This window comes from Mesorhizobium sp. M0910, assembly GCF_040319465.1.
Lineage (GTDB): Bacteria > Pseudomonadota > Alphaproteobacteria > Rhizobiales > Rhizobiaceae > Mesorhizobium.
This window is the reverse complement of record NZ_JAMYNZ010000008.1, coordinates 274,145-291,256: the sequence shown is the minus strand read 5'-3', so window position 1 is coordinate 291,256 and position 17,112 is coordinate 274,145. Positions and strand designations below refer to the sequence as shown.

Sequence of the window (17,112 nt, the reverse complement as noted above, 5' to 3'; positions counted from 1 at the left end):
GGAGTAGCTGAAGTGTCACTTCTGCAAATCTACTGGCGAGCCCTTGGTTATCTCGCTGCCGACAGGAAACGCGTTGCGTTTATCTGCGGGGCGAACGTCGCGCTTGCCATTATCGCCATTCTCGAGCCGATTATGTTCGGCCGGGTGATCGATGCCATTTCGGACCGCGGCTCGGTATTCGCGACACTGGCAATGTGGGCCGGTCTCGGCGCGTTCAACATCATTGCCTTCGTGCTGGTGGCGCGCGGTGCCGACCGCTTTGCCCACCAGCGGCGCAGCGAGGTTCTCTGCCAGTCATTCGAGCGCGTGATCACCATGCCGCTTGCCTGGCATCATCAGCGCGGCACCTCCAATTCCCTGCACACGCTCCTGCGCGCGGTCGAGACCCTGTTCAGCCTCTGGCTGGAATTCATGCGGCAGCATCTGTCCACCGCGGTTGCGCTGGTTCTGCTGGTGCCCACCGCGCTCAGCATGGATATCCGCATGTCGATGGTGCTGCTGGCGCTTGGCGCGCTCTATGTCGGCATCGGACGGCTGGTGATGCGGCGCACCAAGGAAGGCCAGGCGGCCGTAGAGCGGCACTACCACAAGGTGTTTGCGCATGTGACGGACTCGGTCAGCAACGTCGCCGTCCTGCAGAGCTACAACCGCATCGGCCATGAGACCGAGGCGCTGAAGCGCTACGTCAAGAACCTGCTCGACGCACAGAATCCGGTGCTCGACTGGTGGGCGATGGCCAACGCGCTGCACCGCCTGTCGTCGACGATTTCGATGATGGTGGTGCTCTTGATTGGCGCCTATCTGGTGACGCACGGCCAGTTGCGGATCGGCGACGTCATCGCCTTTACCGGCTTTGCCACACTGCTGATTGCCCGGCTCGACCAGATGTCGGCGTTCGCCAACCAGATTTCCGAGGCGCGCGCCAAGCTCGAGGAATTCTATCATCTCGAGGACTCTGCATCCGACGCCGTCGAGCCCGATGGGCTGCGCGAGCTCGTCAACGTCACGGGGCACGTGCGTTTCGAGAATGTCTGCTTCGAGTTCGGCAACTCGGGGCAGGGCGTCGACGACGCGTCGTTCGAGGTCCAGGCCGGCCAGACGGTCGCCATCGTCGGCCCCACGGGCGCCGGCAAGACGACGCTCATCAACCTTCTGCAGCGCGTCTTTACCCCGTCCAGCGGCCGTATCCTGATCGACGGCATCGACACCCGCACGGTGACCCGCAAGTCGCTGCGCCATTCGATCGCCACCGTGTTCCAGGATGCCGGCTTGCTCAACCGCTCGATCGAGGACAACATCCGCGTCGGCCGTGCGGAGGCGACCTATGACGAGGTCCATGCCGCGGCCAATGCCGCCGCCGCGCAGGATTTCATCCTGTCGAAGAGCGAGGGCTACGACACGGTCGTCGGCGAACGCGGCGGACAGCTGTCCGGTGGCGAGCGCCAGCGCATCGCGATCGCCCGCGCCGTGCTGAAGGACGCGCCCATCCTGGTTCTCGACGAGGCGACCAGCGCGCTCGACGTTGAGACGGAAGATCGCGTCAAGGACGCCATCGACGAGTTGCGGCGCGGCCGCACCACCTTCATCATCGCCCACCGCCTGACCACCGTTCGCGACGCCGATCTGGTCGTGTTCATGGACAAGGGCCGGGTGGTCGAGATGGGCGGGTTCACCGAACTGTCGCTGCGCAACGGTCGCTTCGCCAGCCTGCTGCGCGCCGGCGGTCTGCTCAACGACGAGGAGGTTCGCCGCCTCAGCCGCCCGGTGAACGAGGCCGCCTGAGCAGCGCGGTTTGCCTTCTCCCTTTGCGGGAGAAGGTGGCCTCGCGAAGCGAGGTCGGATGAGGGGTGCTCCGGCTTGGCTCAAATCTTCATCCAAAATCCAGACTTCGGCGCACGGCGATCATTGGCGCCTCACTCCGTCCAGCACCCCTCGTCCGGCTCGACGCTACGCGCCGATCCGCCTTCTCACGCAAGGAGAGAAGAGAGGACGTACCGCCGCTGTGGTTGCCGCAACTCCGCCGGCGGTCTATGTAAGGCCGCATGAGCGACACGACCTCACGCCCCTCCGGCTGGATGGATATTGCCAACCCGACGCGGTTCGTCGGGCTTGCCGACAAGGTCGTGCCGTGGCTGGCGAGCGTCGCCGCCGTCGTCCTCGCTGTCGGTCTCTATATGAGCTTCACGGCGCCTGAGGACTTCCAGCAGGGCATCACCGTTCGCATTATGTATATCCACGTGCCTTTCGCCTGGCTTGCCATGATGTGCTACACGCTGATGGCGGTCTCGGCACTGGGCACGCTGGTCTGGCGCCATCCGCTGGCCGACGTGGCGCTGAAATCGGCGGCACCCATCGGCGCCGTGTTCACCGCCCTTGCGCTGATCACCGGTTCGATCTGGGGCAAGCCGATGTGGGGCACCTGGTGGGTGTGGGACGCCCGGCTGACCTCGGTTTTCATCCTGTTCCTGATGTATCTCGGCATTATCGCGCTGACCCGCGCGCTAGACGATGCCGGGCGTGCCGCCTGGGCCGCGGCCATCATAACGCTGGTAGGCTTTATCAACATCCCGATCATCAAATTCTCGGTCGACTGGTGGAACACGCTGCATCAGCCGGCGTCGGTGTTCCGGCTCGGCGGCCCGACCATCGACCCCAGTTTGTTGTGGCCGTTGCTGGTGATGGCGCTCGGCTTCACAGTATTGTTCTTCGCCCTGCATCTGATGGCGATGCGCACCGAGATCCGACGCCGCCGCGTCATTTCGATGCGCCGGGTTGCCGCGAGGCAGGCTGAACGGTAGCCAACCGATAGGATCAAGCCATACGCCCGCGTGCTGCCACCGGCAGCGTCTCGATCACCTTGTCGCCTTCGATCAGATGCACCTCGTCGAACAGGTTGGTGACGACGCAGCAATGGTCGGGTACGACGCGCACGCGCTCGCCGATGCGAAGCTCTGCGCCGCCCGAAAGCGTGACGTTGCCGTGCTCTTCGCTGAGGCTGGTCACTCTTGCGCCTGAAATGCCCAGCAGCTCGCCGAAATCGGCGAGCCCCAGCGTGTCGCTGGAGAGCGCCTTGCTGCCGGCGTCAAGGATGGCGCGTGTCGGCGTTGGACGGCTGACCACCGTCGACAGTACGGTCAGCGCACAATCGTCGAGGCTGCCGACGCCTTTGGCGATCTGGTAGCGGTCGAGATAGATGTAGGTGCCGGGCCGGTATTCGGTAACGACGCTATGCTCGCCGGAACGCCACATGTCGGGTGTGCCGCCGCTGGAGATGCGCTCGCAAGCAAGGCCGGCTGCGGCAAGTGCTTGCTGCGCATCGGCGAGCCACGCCTCGGTCTCGGCAGCGCGGCCAGCCCCCGGGTAGGTCATCAGGCCGCCGAACACGAGCCCTCGGACCTTGTCGATCTCGCTCGCCAGCGCGACTGCCTCGCCGGCCGACTGCACACCGCAGCGGCCCATGCCGGTGTCGCATTCGACCAGCACCGGCAGGCGGTGGCCGGGATCGGTAAAGGTGGCGGCAAGTCCCATCAGCGTGTCCATACTGTCCGTTGTCACCGACAGGGTTACGCGGCCGTGCAGCGCCTTGAGGCGTTCCAGCTTGGCCCGCCCGAGGATATTGTACGGCAGAAAGATGTCGGTCAGTCCGGCATCGGCCATGATTTCGGCCTCGCCGATCTTCTGGCAGGTGATGCCGATGGCCCCGGCCGCGACCTGCTTTTTCGCCCAGTAGGGCAGCTTATGGGTCTTGATGTGCGGCCGGAGCTTCAGCCCGTGCCGGTCGGCATGGGCCTGCGCCCGCGCGATGTTGGCTTCTGCGCGGCGGGCGTCGATCAGGATTGCCGGCGTATCGAGGTCGTCTATGCTGCGCATGGAATGTCACCTTTGGGAATTTGTCGGGACTTATGGCCCCGATCGTCGCCGATGTCATGAGGCCAGAATGCGGTTTACGTCGACACCGGATCGGTGTTCGGTTATGCGCTGTAGGCGCCGCCTGAAGAAGGGATCATGATCATGAAACGCTCCGCCATCAACGACATCATCCGCGACGCCGACGCCTTCATCCGTTCGTTCGGCTACATCATGCCGCCCTTCGCCTACTGGACCCCGGAAGAGATGAAGGCGCACCGGCAGGATTCGGCGGCCATCTTCTCGTCGCGGCTCGGCTGGGACATCACCGATTACGGCCAGGGCAAGTTCGACGAGCTCGGCCTGTTCTTGTTCACTGTTCGCAACGGCCGCTACGAGGACATGAAGAAGGGCATGGGCATGCTCTATGCCGAAAAGATCATGATCTCGCGCAAGGATCAGCTGTCGCCGATGCACCGCCACAACATCAAGGCCGAGGACATCATCAACCGTGGCGGCGGCAAACTGGTGCTGGAGCTGTTCATGCATGACCGCGATGGCGGCATCGATCCGAAGGCCGAAGTATCTGTGCCTGTCGACGGAACCATCCACAGACTGCCTGCGGGTGGATTGCTGAAGCTCGACCCAGGCCAGAGCGTGACGCTGCTGCCGGGCGTCTGGCACGCCTTCTGGGCCGAGGGCAAGGACGTGCTGATCGGCGAGGTCTCGACCGTCAATGACGATCTCACCGACAACGTTTTTCGCGAGCCGATCGGCCGCTTCGCGGACATCGACGAGGACACAGCACCGCTGCACCTCTTGGTATCCGATTACGAGAAGTGGGTGGGTTAAGGCAGGGTGGCGAGGAACACTTATGCTTGAGAGTGAAGGTTCTCGGCAATCAGCCGCTTCTGTCGCAAGTCGACCCGAGTCGTTGTGCACAGCTGATCCAGCGGCATTTTGACGTGGGCTTCGTCAAGCGGGATTAGCGCGTAGTAATTGCCCTCGCCCGGCTGTGGGATTGGCGCCGGGGCCGACTTGTCATCGTCGGGATCGACTCGTGAGGCGGCAATGATGACCCCTCGGGAATCGTATACCGCGTGAAGCGCTATTGGCATGTCTTGGCTCCTCAGGGAGAACTTATCGCCGCGAATCTTATTTGCATATCGTCTGATACGTTCGTCTGGATTACCTCGGTCTGGCCTGTCTCGTCGATGTAGGTATACAGGCTTTCCCAGCGCAAAGTGGCCGTGCGAAGGACAACCGCCGCACGTACCGAGTACCCCCAGTAGGCATCGCCTGTTCCGAGCTTCCAAAACCACACCATTTGGCTGCCAGCTCGTTGGAAAGTGGATTGAGTGACGAAAGTGGCCAAGGAAGTCTCCTTGAGGCTTGATTTCCGTAGAACCTGGAACTCTCGAGGAGTCTTCTTGCAACATCCGCTTGCGACTGCCAGAGGATAGGGAACACGAGCACCCTCGGACGGATAGGCATTTCAACCTCGCGAGACTGAATTTGCGGGAGAAGATGGCACTGGTCAAGCGTCAATCTTCGGTGGCAATGGGCGGCTGCGCACGCTTTTCGTGCATTTCCACTCCTGGTCTAACGCTGATGCTTGTCGGCCCTGCGGTTGCCCAGCAGGAGCTTGCGTTCGAGATGCGCCCGCAACTCCCCATAATACGCCGTCAGGAATGCGCGTGCGTCATGGGCTTGTGGTGCCGCGCCGATCTTGCGTCCGATCGTTTCGGCCACCGTCCGCAGGGCGAAATAGTCGTCGCGGCGCAGCACCTCCTCCAGCTTGTGGAGTTCGGCAATCCCGTAGGCATCGAGCTGGGTGTGGCTGAACCGGAACGCGCCGGCCGCCGAATCCTGTCGTGCCGACAGGTCTTCAAGCAAGGCGCGCTTCGGCGCCTCGACCACCCAGGTCCCTGCCAACAGGTCGCCAATCCGCATGCGGTCTCGATTGAACAGCGGGAACAAGGCAAACAGCAGCGTCCACACCAGTCCGAAGATTGTCGTCAGTGCGTCGGCAAGGTCGGTCCCGCTGCGTCCGGCGATGATCGACAGCGGCAGGAACACCTCGATCTCGCGCATCAGGTTGCGGGCAATGACCTGGTCGATCGACAGGCCGTCGCCACTGCGCGACGCGACCCGGATGCCGACGATCCGCTTGCCGGGCGTAGCCGCGCGCCGGCCTGCTTCGAAGGCGATGAAGTAAGCGTTGCGCAGAAAGAAGATCAGGATGATCCAGACGACGAAGAGCGGCTGGAATCCCTCGCTGCCAAGGCCTCCCACCCCGAACAGCGCGACGATCGTGATCACGATTGCAGCCACGGCGATGAACACGACGTCGAGAAGGAAGGCGGAGGCCCGCGTGCCGGCGTCGGCGAGCCTAATCCGGAGATCGACGCCTTCGGGCGTGATCAGCGGCCGTATGGCCGCGAACGCGGCGCGCCTACCGATCGCCATGCCGCACCGCCCGGAACAGGTAGAAATAGCCGAGCCACAGCGCCAGCATGCCACCGCCAATGGCGTAGCGCGTGATGTCGCTGGTGATGGTCTGCCTGCCAATGCCCTCGAGCAGCCCGGCAAACAGCAGCATGACCGAGACCCCGACCATGGCGTTCGCGGCGATGCGTCCGGCGCGAGCCGCTGCCGCCATGCGTGTCAATTCGCCGGGAAAGGCGATGCTGGTGCCGATGCGCATGCCGGCCGCGCCGGCCAAAGCGATCGCGAACAATTCAGTGGTGCCGTGGATGGCCAGCCAACCGCCGAGCTCCATGCCAAGTCCCTTGGACCAGTAGACTTGGAACAACGCCCCGATCATGCAGCCGTTGAACAGCATCAGCAGCACTGTCGGCACCGCGAAGGCGAAGCCAAGGGCGAAGGCCAGGATTGCGACCTGGACGTTGTGCGTGAACAGATAGGCGGCAAAACCTGAGAGAAAGCCATTGTCGCCATCATAAAGCATGTTGCGCAGCAGTTCGGCCGACGTGTCGGGGCCGCGGCCTCCTGCCAGGCCGGGCGGGATGATCGCGTCGAACCAGCTCTTGTCGGATGCCACCAGCCAGGCGCCTGCACCAATGCCGATCACCATCAGCGCGACCGACGCCAATGTCTCGCGCCACAGGTCGCAAATGGCCTCGGGCCAGTCGTGCAGGAAGAAATCGGCGAGGCGCTGCCGCAGCCCGCGACGCGCGCCGTAGAGATAGAAATAACCGCGCAGCGACAGCGCTTCGAGATAGCCGACCAGCGCATTGTCGAGCGAGGTTGCGCGCGCCACTGACAGGGAAGACAACGCCGATCGATAGAGCAGGGGCAGCGACAGCAGCTCCTCTTCGGAAAGCGTCCGCGGCGCACGCTTCTCGACACGCGCCAGCAGCGCCTCGAATGCCTTCCAGTCGGCCTCGCGCTCGCGGCGGAAGCTGGCCAGCGACTGGCGTACCGCGTCGCCACGTGCAGCATTGTCGACGACTGGCGCCGTCACAGCAAGTCCTCCTGCTTGAACTGCAGATAGCGCTCGACCAGCGCGGGACCCAGCCGATTGTGCTCAGCTTCGATCACGTGCGCCCCGAGCAGGCGCAGCCGGCCGATGACGACCTGCCTTTCGCGCAAAAGCCCTCCGGCGACGACCGCGCGGGCAACGTCCTCGCCAGAGCGTGGCGGCATATCGGCCAGGCCCTCCAGTTCGGTGTCCTTCATCAGCATGAACAGCACGAGATGCCGTTCGGTGAGCCGGCCCACGGTGCGCAGCATCAATTCCGCGCTGATCGGATCGACGAAATCGGTGAAGATGATGACGAGCGAGCGGCGGTCGAGCCTAGCCGCGAGCGTCGTCAGCGCCAGCGTGAAATTGGTCTCCTCGCTGGAATAGTCGATCTCCGCCGCTCGTTTCTGGATCATCGCAAAGTTGGCGGGGCCGCGTACCGCGCCGCTCGAAACGCGCGGCCTTGCATCGAAGCCGAACAGGCTGACCATATCGCCGCCCTTCAGCGCGATGAACGCCGACAGCAAGGCGGCCGTCACGGCCCGGTCCACCTTAGGCACACCGTCGACCGGCTCGCACATCAGGCGTCCACTATCGATGGCCAGCACGATGTTGTTGTTCTCCTCGATGCGGAACTCGCGCGCCAACAGCTTGCCGTGGCGGGCGCTGCGCTTCCAGTCGATCATCCGCCGGCCCATGCCCGGCTGGTAATCCTTGAGCGCGTCGAACTCGCGGCCTTGACCGGCGCGGCGCTGCGCATGGCCTTCGGCAAGCGTCGCATGTTGCAGCAGCGTGATCGCCTCGCCGCGGGCGCTGCTGACGTCGGGCAGCACCGCAACCTTTCTTTCCACCGGCAGCACGACCTGGTTCCAGACCAGCCCAAACGGCCCGCGCCAGCGCACCCAGAGACGGTCGAAGCTGGCGACGCCGCGCCGCAGCGCCTGGAAGCGGAGGTTGAGCGACCCGCCTCTGGCGGTCGGCTGCAAGGTCCCGCCGCTGGCGCTCACCGGCGCCAGACGCGCATCGTGGCCGACGCGAGCCTCCGCGGCGCGCGGCCCCGAGTGACGGGCGGTGATTTGCACGCCGAATTCCCCACCGACACCGACCTGCTGCGGCGCATCGATGCTGGCATTCAGCGATGCCCGTCCGCGTCCCGCCGCGGCATCCACCGCCAGGAAGGCAAGCAGCAGGCAACTCCACAGCAATCCCAGATACCAGAAGGACGGCAATGCCAGCGCGACCAGGAAGGCCGGCACCGCGCCGGCAGCAGCTGCACACACCGCTCGGCCGCTGGGATAGATCAACGTGGTGCTTCCGTCTGGTCGACCAGGTCGGAGACGATCTGCTCGACCAGGCGGCCGTCGATCTGGGCCGCAGGCGAAAGGATGACGCGATGGCGCAGTGCCGGCACCGCCAGCGCCTTGACGTCGTCGGGGATCACATAGGCGCGTCCGTCCAGCGCCGCCCGGGCACGCGCCGCCCGCGCCAGCATGGCGCCGGCGCGCGGGCTGGCTCCGACTTCCAGATCGGCATTTTCGCGCGTAGCCCGAACCAGCGCCGCTATGTAGCCGACAACATCGTCGACAAGGGTGACGGAGCCGACGACTTCAAGGGCCTCCTGCAGCGTCTCGCGGTCCGTCTGCGCCTTGATGCCGTATTGCGCGATGTCGTGCGAGGCGGATCCGCCGCCGTGATGGACGATGATTGCCCGTTCTTCCTCGGGGCCGGGATAGCTGACGCGGTGCTTGAACAGGAAGCGGTCGAGCTGCGCCTCCGGCAGCGGATAGACACCCTGGTGCTCGATTGGATTCTGGGTCGCGACGACCATGAAATTGCGGCCAAGCGAATGCGTGGTGCCGTCGAACGTGACCGCATGTTCCTGCATCGCCTCGAGCAGTGCGGCCTGCGTCTTGGGCGGCGTCCGGTTGATTTCGTCGGCAAGCAGGAGATCGCAGAAGATCGGACCGCGCGTCAGCGTGAACTGCCCGGTCTGGAAGTTGTAGATGTTCGAGCCAACGATATCGCCCGGCATCAGGTCCGGCGTGAACTGGATCCGCCCATAGGCGATCCCAAGCGCCTGGGCGAAGCAGCGTGCGGTCATGGTCTTGGCCGTGCCGGGCGGACCTTCGAGCAGGATATGCCCGCCCGCAAACAAGGCGGTCAGCATCAGGTCGACCGTATCGTGCTGCCCGGTGATCGCCTTGGCCACTTCTTCCCTGATCCGTGTCGCCAGGGCCTTCACATCATCGACGTTCACCGAGCCTCCTTGCCGTCCAGTCGTGCAGCCGCTCTGCTGCCTGTTGCATCTGCGTCAGGTTCTTCGCCTCGTCGGCGGCTTGCGAACGCGTCGTAAAGCCGCCAGCTTGCTCCTTATCGCGAGAGTCGAGCCAGCGGTCGAGCGCTTTGCCTTGCAGTCCGTGCGGTGCCCCGAGCAGCGCGCCGGCGCGCACCCGCATCAAGGCCGCATAGCGGCCTCCCAGCTCGTCCAGCCGGCCGGCACGCCGCATGAGCATCGCCGTCGTATCGACCAGCGCACGCTTGCCGAAGGCGATCGCGCGCTGGTCGGCGCGCGGCGGGCCGAACCGGCCAAGGCCATGCAGGAACGCCAGGGCCGCCGCGATCAGGATCGTCAGTGTCAGCGCCAGGAACGGCGGCTCGACAAGGAGCTTGGTCAGATCATACTTCCGCCCCGCGCCGTGCAGCGTCAGATCGAACATCACCGGGCCGTCATCGGGCTGGAGCACGGCAATCAGCCCGAGCGCGGCTGCTGCCTTTTCGGGATCCTTGAGGGCGGCGTTGTTGATCAGGTCGGGGTCAGTCAGGATATAGAACGGCTTGTCGTCCAGTTCGGTAAGCACAGCCTTGTCATTGCCGGCTGCGATGAGAGGGTACTTGTCGGCCACCCACTGCAATTCTTCGGGTGCGGCAACCATGTTGCCTTCGATGTCGAGTTGCTTTGCCGTGCTCTGGCCGGCACCGATCTTCGCATCGGCGATGCGGCCAAGCCATTCGTTCACCACCGAACCGGGCAATCGCCCGAATTTCATGTTCCAGCCTTCATGCCCCTGCAGCGGCAGGATCTGCCATTTGGGAAGCACGAAGAGCGTGTTCTGGTCCTGGCGAAGATTGAGGATGCGGCGAAGCGCCTCCTGGTCGCTGTCGGGCGAGATGGTGACGATCAGCAGTATATCTCTGGCAAGATCGTCTTCGGTCCGCGCCATCAAGGGCGCTTCGCCGGTGAGCCGCAGCCATCCCACCAGACCGGCGTAGCCGACGCCGCTTTTCGACAGCGGCGTGGCGCCGCCATTGCCGGGTTGCCGGAAATCGGGAGCATAGGTGGACAGCAGGAAGAAACCGGCGGCCGCAAGCAGGCTGGCGAAAATCCCCCAAAACAGTGTCTTTCGATTGAACGGCTCCTGCGCCTTGACCGCCGGTGCGCTCACGTCCAGGCATCCCGGAAGGCGAAACGTTCATAGGCGCCGCGTGCTTGCCGCCAGCCTTCCGCGCCAACCGGCCGGCGCGCGAACAGCGCCGCCTCGACGATGCGGGCGATCTCGGTAAACGCATGGCGTGCCCTTCCCGGCAGGGAAGGGGCATTGGCGATGTCGCGCGCGGTGAGCGACGGGCGCAGGAAGTCCGGCAGCCGGCCGGCAATATCGGCGACGCTGCGCCGAAGCAAAAGGTGAACCGCCTCGTCATAGTCGCCGCGTGCGGCCAACGCATCCGCTTGCAACAACAGGATCTGCGCGGCGCCGGCGTCGGGGCGCCAGGCTTCTTCGTCTTCGACTTCGGGCCGCGCGCGCTGCCACGGCAGCCGCCAGGCGATGCCTTTCACCTCGAGGAAGACCAAAAGCAGGATGATTGCGACGCCCGATATCACCGCCCCCCAGAACAGATAGATCATGTAGGGGCCGAGCCACGACAAAAAATCCTGCAGCGGCTTCAGCCACTCGGGTGGCTTTGGCGGCATATAGGCCGGCAGGTCGAACTGGATCGACTCATCGGCGATCAGCTGCTTGTGAAGATTGGTCAGCCGTTCGGCTTCCGCTGTGCCTGGCTGTGCCACCGCCACCCGCTCCCCTGCAACCTGTGGTTCCCAGCCGACACTGACAATGCAGCACAAGAATTGCAAGTGGGCTGGACGGCGACCGTCAATCTTGGCAGAATTACTGTTAGGGCGCCGTGATACTGTTACGGCGAAACACGGGGGGAAATCATGGCTTCAACGACACTGGAACGGCCTGAGAAATTCGAGATCGGCAGGGTGTTCAACAACAGCTTCGCCGTAATCGGCCGCAACATCGGCTTGTGCGTTGGGCTCGCGCTGCTGTTTTCAGGCTTGCCGGCGATTATTCTTCGGCTGTGGGGCCAACCGCAAATAGATGCGGTTCTGCAGGGCGACCCCGGCGCCGCGGCCGATCCGTCGACGATGTTTCAGAATTCATGGATTACGGTTATTACGGGATTGCTATCGTTCGTTTTCGCGCTGCTGCTCCAGTCGGCGCTGGTCCGGGCGACGATCGAGGACTTGAATGGCAAGCGGCCGACGTTTGGCGACTGCATTCAGATAGCCATCCGCAATTTGCTGCCGACCCTTGGTATTGGCCTGCTCGTCGGCCTGGGTGTGGGCCTGGCGTCGATAGCCTTGCTGGTTCCCGGCATCATCTTATGGCTCGGATGGTGCGTGGCAGTGCCGGTTCTGATTCAGGAGCGGCTTGGCGTGTTCGGTTCGATGTCGCGCAGCCGTGTGCTGACCAAGGGCAACCGCTGGCCGCTATTTGGCCTCTTCCTGATCCTGATGGTCATCGCGATGGTCATCCAGTGGGTGATGCTGGCAGTCATCGTCATGTTTGGCGGGATCATTGCAGATGTGTTGGCAGCCTTGGTGTCGACCGTACTGTCGATGGTGCTGTCGGTGGCCACGGCGGTCAGCTATGTCGAGCTGCGTCAGGTCAAGGAAGGCACCAGCGTCGAAGAACTGTCGCAAATCTTCTCGTAGCGATCGTTCGCTCCGGCTTTTCACCGACGGCTCGGCTCTCGCGTTGCGCTCGAGCAGCCGAGCTTGGTCACAAGGCCTTTGTCTGCTGCGCCGGCAACGCTGCGGCCAGGCGGTGCGCCCATTCTTCGATGCTAGTGCGGCTCGCCAGCAGTTCGCCTGATCTCGATGAGGACAGCCGGAATGCAGCGATCGTCGCCATGGACCGGTATGGCCTAGTCGCCGTCGCGGCTGATCACGTAGGGCTCGTTTGCCGCGACATTGAGCTCAATGTCGGCGCGCAGGCCGGCAAGCGCTGTCTGGCCGAACTCGATTGCCTGGTCGTAAAGCACGCCGGCGTGCCAAGGCCGCGCAATGCGGAGAAAGTCCGGCGTGAAGGAGTGGATCGTCGCGATCCGCGTCGCTCTGCCCTGCTTCGCCCGGTCGTCGAGATGAGCGGCCACGCGGTCATGAAACGGTGCGAACATGATCTCGGCGCGCCGGTTCCGTTCCGCCGGGTCGAGGGCGATATTACGGGGGATTTCAATGTCCTCCGACAGCGCCGGAATGCTGCCGCTGGAACCAAGCGGCCGTCTTGGTCAGGCTCTGGATGATGGTGTGGATCACCTCGACGCCATTGGCCCGCGCCGCCGCCAGCAGGCGCTCCTGGTTGGGGATCGTCTGCGACGCCGTCTGCCGGTAGAAGTAGTGGTCGGGACCGCGCTCCGGATGCGCCGGATCGGCGCCGGGCTCGAGCCAGACACGTTGCATGTCGACCAGCAACAGCGCGGTTTCGCCGGCCCGGAACGGCTCGTTTCGTTTCGGCAGTGATGGCGTCATGCTTGGTCCTGTGTTGCTGATCACAATCCGGCTGATTTAGCTGATTTTGGTCCGCGCGTCCTGCGTGGCGGACACACTTATTGGGAGTATTCGAAGTCGCTAATTTGAGTTAAACTTTGTTTTCGGGCGTGGAGACGGGGGTCTCTGTCATGATCGATTCAGACGTGTTCGACTTTGTCGAACGCTGCAGGAAACACACAGCTACCGGGCCGCTGCTGAGCGACCTTCTTGATACCGTGAGGAATCTCGGTTTCGAGCACCTTATCCTGAGCGGTGTGCCCCTCAGCGGTCAGAAACTTGCGCCGATGGTTGAACTGAATGGCTGGCCGGCCGGCTGGTTCGAACGCTATGTCGAGGCCGAGCACGCCGCCGTCGATGGTGTTTGCATCTACTCGGCAAAAACCCTGAAGCCGTTCCTTTGGTCCGAAGTTCCGGCAAAGTGGTCGGATACGGAAGGTTCCCGACGCGTCGCCGGCGAGGCGACGGAGTTCGGCATCTGTAGCGGCTTCGCCGTGCCGATGCTCAGCATTCACCATTGGCAATCGGTGCTGTCGTTTGCGTCTTCTGCGAAGTCCTGCACCCTGTCGCCGCGCCATCAAGTCCAACTGGTGACCATGGCGGTCTATGCCGGCATGTCGATCCAGGCCTTGGCGAATGACGATGATGACGATGAAGGCCTGCTGACCGATCGGGAAAAAGAGGTGCTCTTGTGGGCCGCGGCCGGCAAGACCTCGTCGGAAACCTCACAGATTCTCGGCCTGACCGAGCGTACGGTCAAATGGCACTCGACGCGGGCTCGCGAGGCTTTTGGCGTCGCAACAACCACGCAAGCGGTCGTCGAGGCGGTGCGCCGGCGCCTGATCCACCCCTAGAGCATGATCCCGAAAAGTTGCAGACTTTTCGGATAAGATCATGCGAAGAAACAAAGAGCTAGAGCAGGACGACCGTCCTGCTACTAGCCGCGTCAACTGTCCCATCGGACAGGTGACGTATATTAGCGCGACTGCGAGTATCCCTTTGAGAACGATCGGGGGATCGCGCCATGATAACGGCCCACGTAGTCAATGCGCACAACAAGCATCTTTACGAAAACGAATTCGACGAATTTCTGCGCCGGCGGCACGACTTCTTCGTGCACCAGAAACATTGGCGCCCTCCAAGCCCGGACGGTCGCGAGCTAGACCAATTCGATACCGACGCGGCGACTTACCTGCTTGGTATTGAAGATGGTCGCGTGGTGACCTCGGCTCGATTGATCCCAACGAGCGAGCCGCACATGGTTTCGGAGGTTTTTTCTCACATGTGCGAAAAGTCGGGCGTCCCGAGGCGCCCCGATTGGGCCGAATGGACGCGCACCTTCGTCGTTCCCGACAAACGAACTGCCGGACTGAGGGGCACGCTGACGCAGCTGTGCTGCGCGGTGATGGAATACGCTCTCGACGAGGGCCTCAGCGCCGTCGGCGGCGTCCAGGAAACCTACTTCATGCCGCACCACGGCGCGCTGAAGTGGCGCGCCGAGCCGATGGGCATGGCCAGGGAAGAAAACGGCGAATGGTACATCGTCGCGTATATCGAAGTGAACGAGGCGGCACTGGCGAGCGTCCGGAAGATACTGGGGATTGACTATTCGCTGCTGGCTCGGCGGGGGATGCAGACGCCGTTTGTCGAAAGCAACAAAGTCCTGTGGCGCGCATCAGCCTAGAGCGGTCGCCGTGTCGCGCGGTTGGGTCTTAGAAAAATACATCTCGACGTTTACCATTGGGAGGAATGCAAGATGAAATTGATATCGATTTTTCTCATTGTAATATCCTCGCTCCTAATGTCCGGTCCCAGTCACGCTCAAACATCTCAACCTACGCAGGAGATGGTGGATCTTATGGGAAAGTTAGAAGTCGAGTGGGATAAGTTGAGAACGGGAGGGAAAAGTGGCGATTTCCAGCCGCAATGTTCGTCCGGAACTGGCTGTGAGAGAGCTTGTGAGTCTGGAAAGAGTTGCAGCTGTAGCTCCTCTGGAGGCAGCTGTTCATGCAGCGAGTGCAAATAGCCAGGCTCACGCCGGGCGCCTGTGTCGATGACGCACCGACCCTCGGCCGGATTATGGTGACGGTGCACTATCTTTTCGCCGCTTGCCTGCCTCGTTTTCGGGGTTTCGCCGCTTGCCGATTTGCCCGGCTATGCTCTCGGCACACGGGTGCATCGAAAACCGCGACATCGGCGGGCGTCGATCCTCGATGAGCAGTTTTTGTGGATGGTCTTCGGGCGTGAAAACACTTTGGCTCGCCCGTACGGTGCTGGGGGATGCGGCAGACCGGGAACGCAGGTTAGCTATCCAGGGAGGGGAAATATGGACCGTCGTACGTTTATTAAAGTGCTCCCGGCAGCGGGATTTACTACCGTAGCCGCAAGTGCCTATGGACAGGAAACACACCTTGATGATGCGAGCCGGAGGGAATTCGAAGATCTGTTGGCAACGCAGGACGAGATGCGACGCCATCTTTTTGCAATCACCGATACCGAGATTCTCCCGGAGGGGCCTCTTGACCGGGTCTACTACTGGAACAACGTAGGGCTCAATATATCCGCGATCGACCATACCCCGGCCGCGGACCAATTGGACGGCGGCGGCTCGAGCGCACCGGACCCGCGCCGGTTTGGTGAGCAGCTTGGTCCGCATCGGTCCTCATACGCAATGGCGGTTGCTCAGATAGCCGTCTTTGAGGCAATCAATGCGTTCCCCAAGAGCGCAAATTCGAAGAAATATCAGAGCTATACCGGCTTCAGCAGCGCGCCATCAGCGCCTGCGGACGCATCGTTGGACGGTGCGATCGCCCAGGCTATGCATGATGCCCTTGCCCACCTGTACCCGTTCAAGGCAGCTGATGTTCGCAGTGTCCTGGACAGAGATATTGCCCGCATGTCCGGTACATCACCGACGGGCGACAAGATCGACATTGGGGCTGGACGCAAGATCGGTCAGGCGGCGGCGAAATCCATCATCGAGAAACGAAAGGATGACGGGACAAACCACCAAGAGATCAAATTCGCCGATCTGCCACCAGACAATGGGCCCCTAAAATGGTCGATTGATCCTGTCAGCAAGATTGAGACGGCACTCGGCGCTAAATGGAAAGACGTGACACCGTTCTTGCTGATGAAAGGCGATCAGTTCCGGCTCCCTGATCCGCCCAAACTCAACGATGCGCGGTATATTGCGGCGTTCGACGAGGTAAAGGACATCGGAAGGAAGGGCGTCTATCCGATGGACACCTCGCGAAAGAAGGGTGAGACGTTCCGCGCAATCTTCTGGGGCTATGACGGGACGCCAAATCTCTGCGCGCCCCCACGTCTATACAATCAGCTGGTGAGGACTATTACCACTGATAAAAAAATATCCGATCCCGCAGAATTGGCTAGGATATTGGCTCTTTGCAACACAGCAATGGCCGATGCAGCGATTGCGGCTTGGGATTCCAAATTCACGCATCGCTACTGGCGCCCAGTAACTGGCATTCGCTGGCCAGGAGTGGAAGGGGATGCAAAGGGGGATGCATCCAATGTGCCGGACCCGACGTGGGAACCGCTGGGATCGCCCAATACGGATTCGAAGAAGGCCAACTTTACCCCTCCTTTCCCCGCGTACCCGTCCGGCCATGCAACTTTCGGGGGAGCGCTGTTCCAGGTTTTGCGGATGATTTTCAAGGACACCGGCGACGATACTCCCTTCGTGCTCGTGTCAGATGAGTTCAACGGCAAGCACAAAGGGGTCAATGACGCAAAACCCCGGCGATATTTGCCGCTTTCGTTCGTGGCTTTGCAGGATGCCGAGTTTGAAAATGCCTTCAGCCGTGTGTGGTTGGGTGTTCATTGGCGGCAGGATGGCGAGGACGGCATCCAGCTTGGTAACAAAGTGGGCAACTGGGCATTCCAGAATGGTTTTGCAGAGGTCTAGCCTCTGTCTCATCGA

Annotated in this window: 17 protein-coding genes; 7 read left to right on the top strand and 10 right to left on the bottom strand. The window is 62.5% G+C overall.

The features are described from left to right. Positions 1 to 12 precede the first annotated feature (12 nt). Both NKH78_RS21970 and NKH78_RS21965 read left to right on the top strand, forming a co-directional pair. On the top strand, positions 13 to 1,782 hold the full coding sequence (locus NKH78_RS21970) for a glucan ABC transporter ATP-binding protein/ permease (RefSeq protein WP_352738232.1): 1,770 nt from the start codon (positions 13 to 15) through the stop codon (positions 1,780 to 1,782). Positions 1,783 to 2,042: 260 nt separating this feature from the next. Continuing rightward, positions 2,043 to 2,798 (top strand): heme ABC transporter permease, encoded by a 756-nt coding sequence (locus NKH78_RS21965; RefSeq protein ID WP_352703203.1) that lies wholly within the window; start codon positions 2,043 to 2,045, stop codon positions 2,796 to 2,798. A gap of 13 nt (positions 2,799 to 2,811) precedes the next feature. Here the strand turns inward: NKH78_RS21965 and NKH78_RS21960 are convergent, their stop codons facing one another. Then, positions 2,812 to 3,870, bottom strand: a complete 1,059-nt coding sequence (locus NKH78_RS21960) for a D-TA family PLP-dependent enzyme (protein ID WP_352778008.1) — start codon at positions 3,868 to 3,870, stop codon at positions 2,812 to 2,814. Positions 3,871 to 4,011: 141 nt separating this feature from the next. Here NKH78_RS21960 and NKH78_RS21955 point away from each other — a divergent pair, with 141 nt between their 5' ends. After that, positions 4,012 to 4,698: a D-lyxose/D-mannose family sugar isomerase gene (locus tag NKH78_RS21955; protein ID WP_352703198.1), complete on the top strand. Its 687-nt coding sequence runs from the start codon at positions 4,012 to 4,014 to the stop codon at positions 4,696 to 4,698. Between the two features lie 277 nt (positions 4,699 to 4,975). On the opposite strand, the gene NKH78_RS21950 is transcribed toward NKH78_RS21955, so the two are convergent. From NKH78_RS21950 to NKH78_RS21920, 7 genes are all read right to left on the bottom strand, one after another. Next, positions 4,976 to 5,221 (bottom strand): hypothetical protein, encoded by a 246-nt coding sequence (locus tag NKH78_RS21950; RefSeq protein WP_031193474.1) that lies wholly within the window; start codon positions 5,219 to 5,221, stop codon positions 4,976 to 4,978. 227 nt (positions 5,222 to 5,448) lie between these two features. Beyond that, positions 5,449 to 6,315 carry an RDD family protein gene (locus NKH78_RS21945; RefSeq protein WP_352738236.1) on the bottom strand — a complete coding sequence of 289 codons (867 nt, stop codon included), beginning with the start codon at positions 6,313 to 6,315 and terminating at the stop codon, positions 5,449 to 5,451. Further along, positions 6,302 to 7,333, bottom strand: a complete 1,032-nt coding sequence (locus NKH78_RS21940) for a stage II sporulation protein M (RefSeq protein WP_352738237.1) — start codon at positions 7,331 to 7,333, stop codon at positions 6,302 to 6,304. Before NKH78_RS21940 ends, NKH78_RS21945 begins: the two co-directional genes overlap by 14 nt. Further along, complete coding sequence (locus tag NKH78_RS21935) at positions 7,330 to 8,637, bottom strand: DUF58 domain-containing protein (protein WP_352738239.1); 1,308 nt, start codon at positions 8,635 to 8,637, stop codon at positions 7,330 to 7,332. Before NKH78_RS21935 ends, NKH78_RS21940 begins: the two co-directional genes overlap by 4 nt. Further along, positions 8,634 to 9,590: an AAA family ATPase gene (locus tag NKH78_RS21930; RefSeq protein WP_352480604.1), complete on the bottom strand. Its 957-nt coding sequence runs from the start codon at positions 9,588 to 9,590 to the stop codon at positions 8,634 to 8,636. The genes NKH78_RS21935 and NKH78_RS21930 overlap by 4 nt, the downstream gene beginning before the upstream one ends. Then, positions 9,577 to 10,776: a DUF4350 domain-containing protein gene (locus tag NKH78_RS21925; RefSeq protein ID WP_352883928.1), complete on the bottom strand. Its 1,200-nt coding sequence runs from the start codon at positions 10,774 to 10,776 to the stop codon at positions 9,577 to 9,579. The genes NKH78_RS21930 and NKH78_RS21925 overlap by 14 nt, the downstream gene beginning before the upstream one ends. Next, positions 10,773 to 11,399 carry a DUF4129 domain-containing protein gene (locus NKH78_RS21920; protein ID WP_352689420.1) on the bottom strand — a complete coding sequence of 209 codons (627 nt, stop codon included), beginning with the start codon at positions 11,397 to 11,399 and terminating at the stop codon, positions 10,773 to 10,775. The genes NKH78_RS21925 and NKH78_RS21920 overlap by 4 nt, the downstream gene beginning before the upstream one ends. 198 nt (positions 11,400 to 11,597) lie before the next feature. Here NKH78_RS21920 and NKH78_RS21915 point away from each other — a divergent pair, with 198 nt between their 5' ends. After that, positions 11,598 to 12,332, top strand: coding sequence for a hypothetical protein (locus NKH78_RS21915; protein WP_352738246.1), 735 nt, complete (start codon positions 11,598 to 11,600; stop codon positions 12,330 to 12,332). A gap of 212 nt (positions 12,333 to 12,544) precedes the next feature. On the opposite strand, the gene NKH78_RS21910 is transcribed toward NKH78_RS21915, so the two are convergent. After that, entirely contained in the window at positions 12,545 to 12,850 is a 306-nt protein-coding gene (locus NKH78_RS21910; protein ID WP_352778017.1) for an N-formylglutamate amidohydrolase, read from the bottom strand. A gap of 1 nt (position 12,851) precedes the next feature. Continuing rightward, the gene (locus NKH78_RS21905; RefSeq protein ID WP_352738248.1) at positions 12,852 to 13,148 is read right to left on the bottom strand and encodes an isochorismatase family protein; all 297 of its coding nucleotides are present in this window, start codon (positions 13,146 to 13,148) and stop codon (positions 12,852 to 12,854) included. A gap of 149 nt (positions 13,149 to 13,297) precedes the next feature. Between NKH78_RS21905 and NKH78_RS21900 the strand changes: the two genes are divergently transcribed. The 3 genes from NKH78_RS21900 (at position 13,298) to NKH78_RS21890 (ending at position 17,097) form a co-directional block, all read left to right on the top strand. Further along, positions 13,298 to 14,020 carry a LuxR family transcriptional regulator gene (locus NKH78_RS21900; protein WP_352738250.1) on the top strand — a complete coding sequence of 241 codons (723 nt, stop codon included), beginning with the start codon at positions 13,298 to 13,300 and terminating at the stop codon, positions 14,018 to 14,020. Between the two features lie 170 nt (positions 14,021 to 14,190). Beyond that, positions 14,191 to 14,850 (top strand): acyl-homoserine-lactone synthase, encoded by a 660-nt coding sequence (locus NKH78_RS21895; protein WP_352738252.1) that lies wholly within the window; start codon positions 14,191 to 14,193, stop codon positions 14,848 to 14,850. 642 nt (positions 14,851 to 15,492) lie between these two features. Beyond that, positions 15,493 to 17,097, top strand: a complete 1,605-nt coding sequence (locus tag NKH78_RS21890; RefSeq protein WP_352703179.1) for a vanadium-dependent haloperoxidase — start codon at positions 15,493 to 15,495, stop codon at positions 17,095 to 17,097. Positions 17,098 to 17,112 lie beyond the last annotated feature (15 nt).

Excerpts from the sequence above, each read along its gene's own strand:
- NKH78_RS21965 (WP_352703203.1), top strand. The coding sequence starts at position 2,043 with ATGAGCGACACGACCTCACGCCCCTCCGGCTGGATGGATATTGCCAAC.
- NKH78_RS21960 (WP_352778008.1), bottom strand. The coding sequence starts at position 3,870 with ATGCGCAGCATAGACGACCTCGATACGCCGGCAATCCTGATCGACGCC.
- NKH78_RS21955 (WP_352703198.1), top strand. The coding sequence starts at position 4,012 with ATGAAACGCTCCGCCATCAACGACATCATCCGCGACGCCGACGCCTTC.
- NKH78_RS21945 (WP_352738236.1), bottom strand. The coding sequence starts at position 6,315 with ATGGCGATCGGTAGGCGCGCCGCGTTCGCGGCCATACGGCCGCTGATC.
- NKH78_RS21905 (WP_352738248.1), bottom strand. The coding sequence starts at position 13,148 with ATGACGCCATCACTGCCGAAACGAAACGAGCCGTTCCGGGCCGGCGAA.
- NKH78_RS21900 (WP_352738250.1), top strand. The coding sequence starts at position 13,298 with ATGATCGATTCAGACGTGTTCGACTTTGTCGAACGCTGCAGGAAACAC.
- NKH78_RS21895 (WP_352738252.1), top strand. The coding sequence starts at position 14,191 with ATGATAACGGCCCACGTAGTCAATGCGCACAACAAGCATCTTTACGAA.
- NKH78_RS21890 (WP_352703179.1), top strand. The coding sequence starts at position 15,493 with ATGGACCGTCGTACGTTTATTAAAGTGCTCCCGGCAGCGGGATTTACT.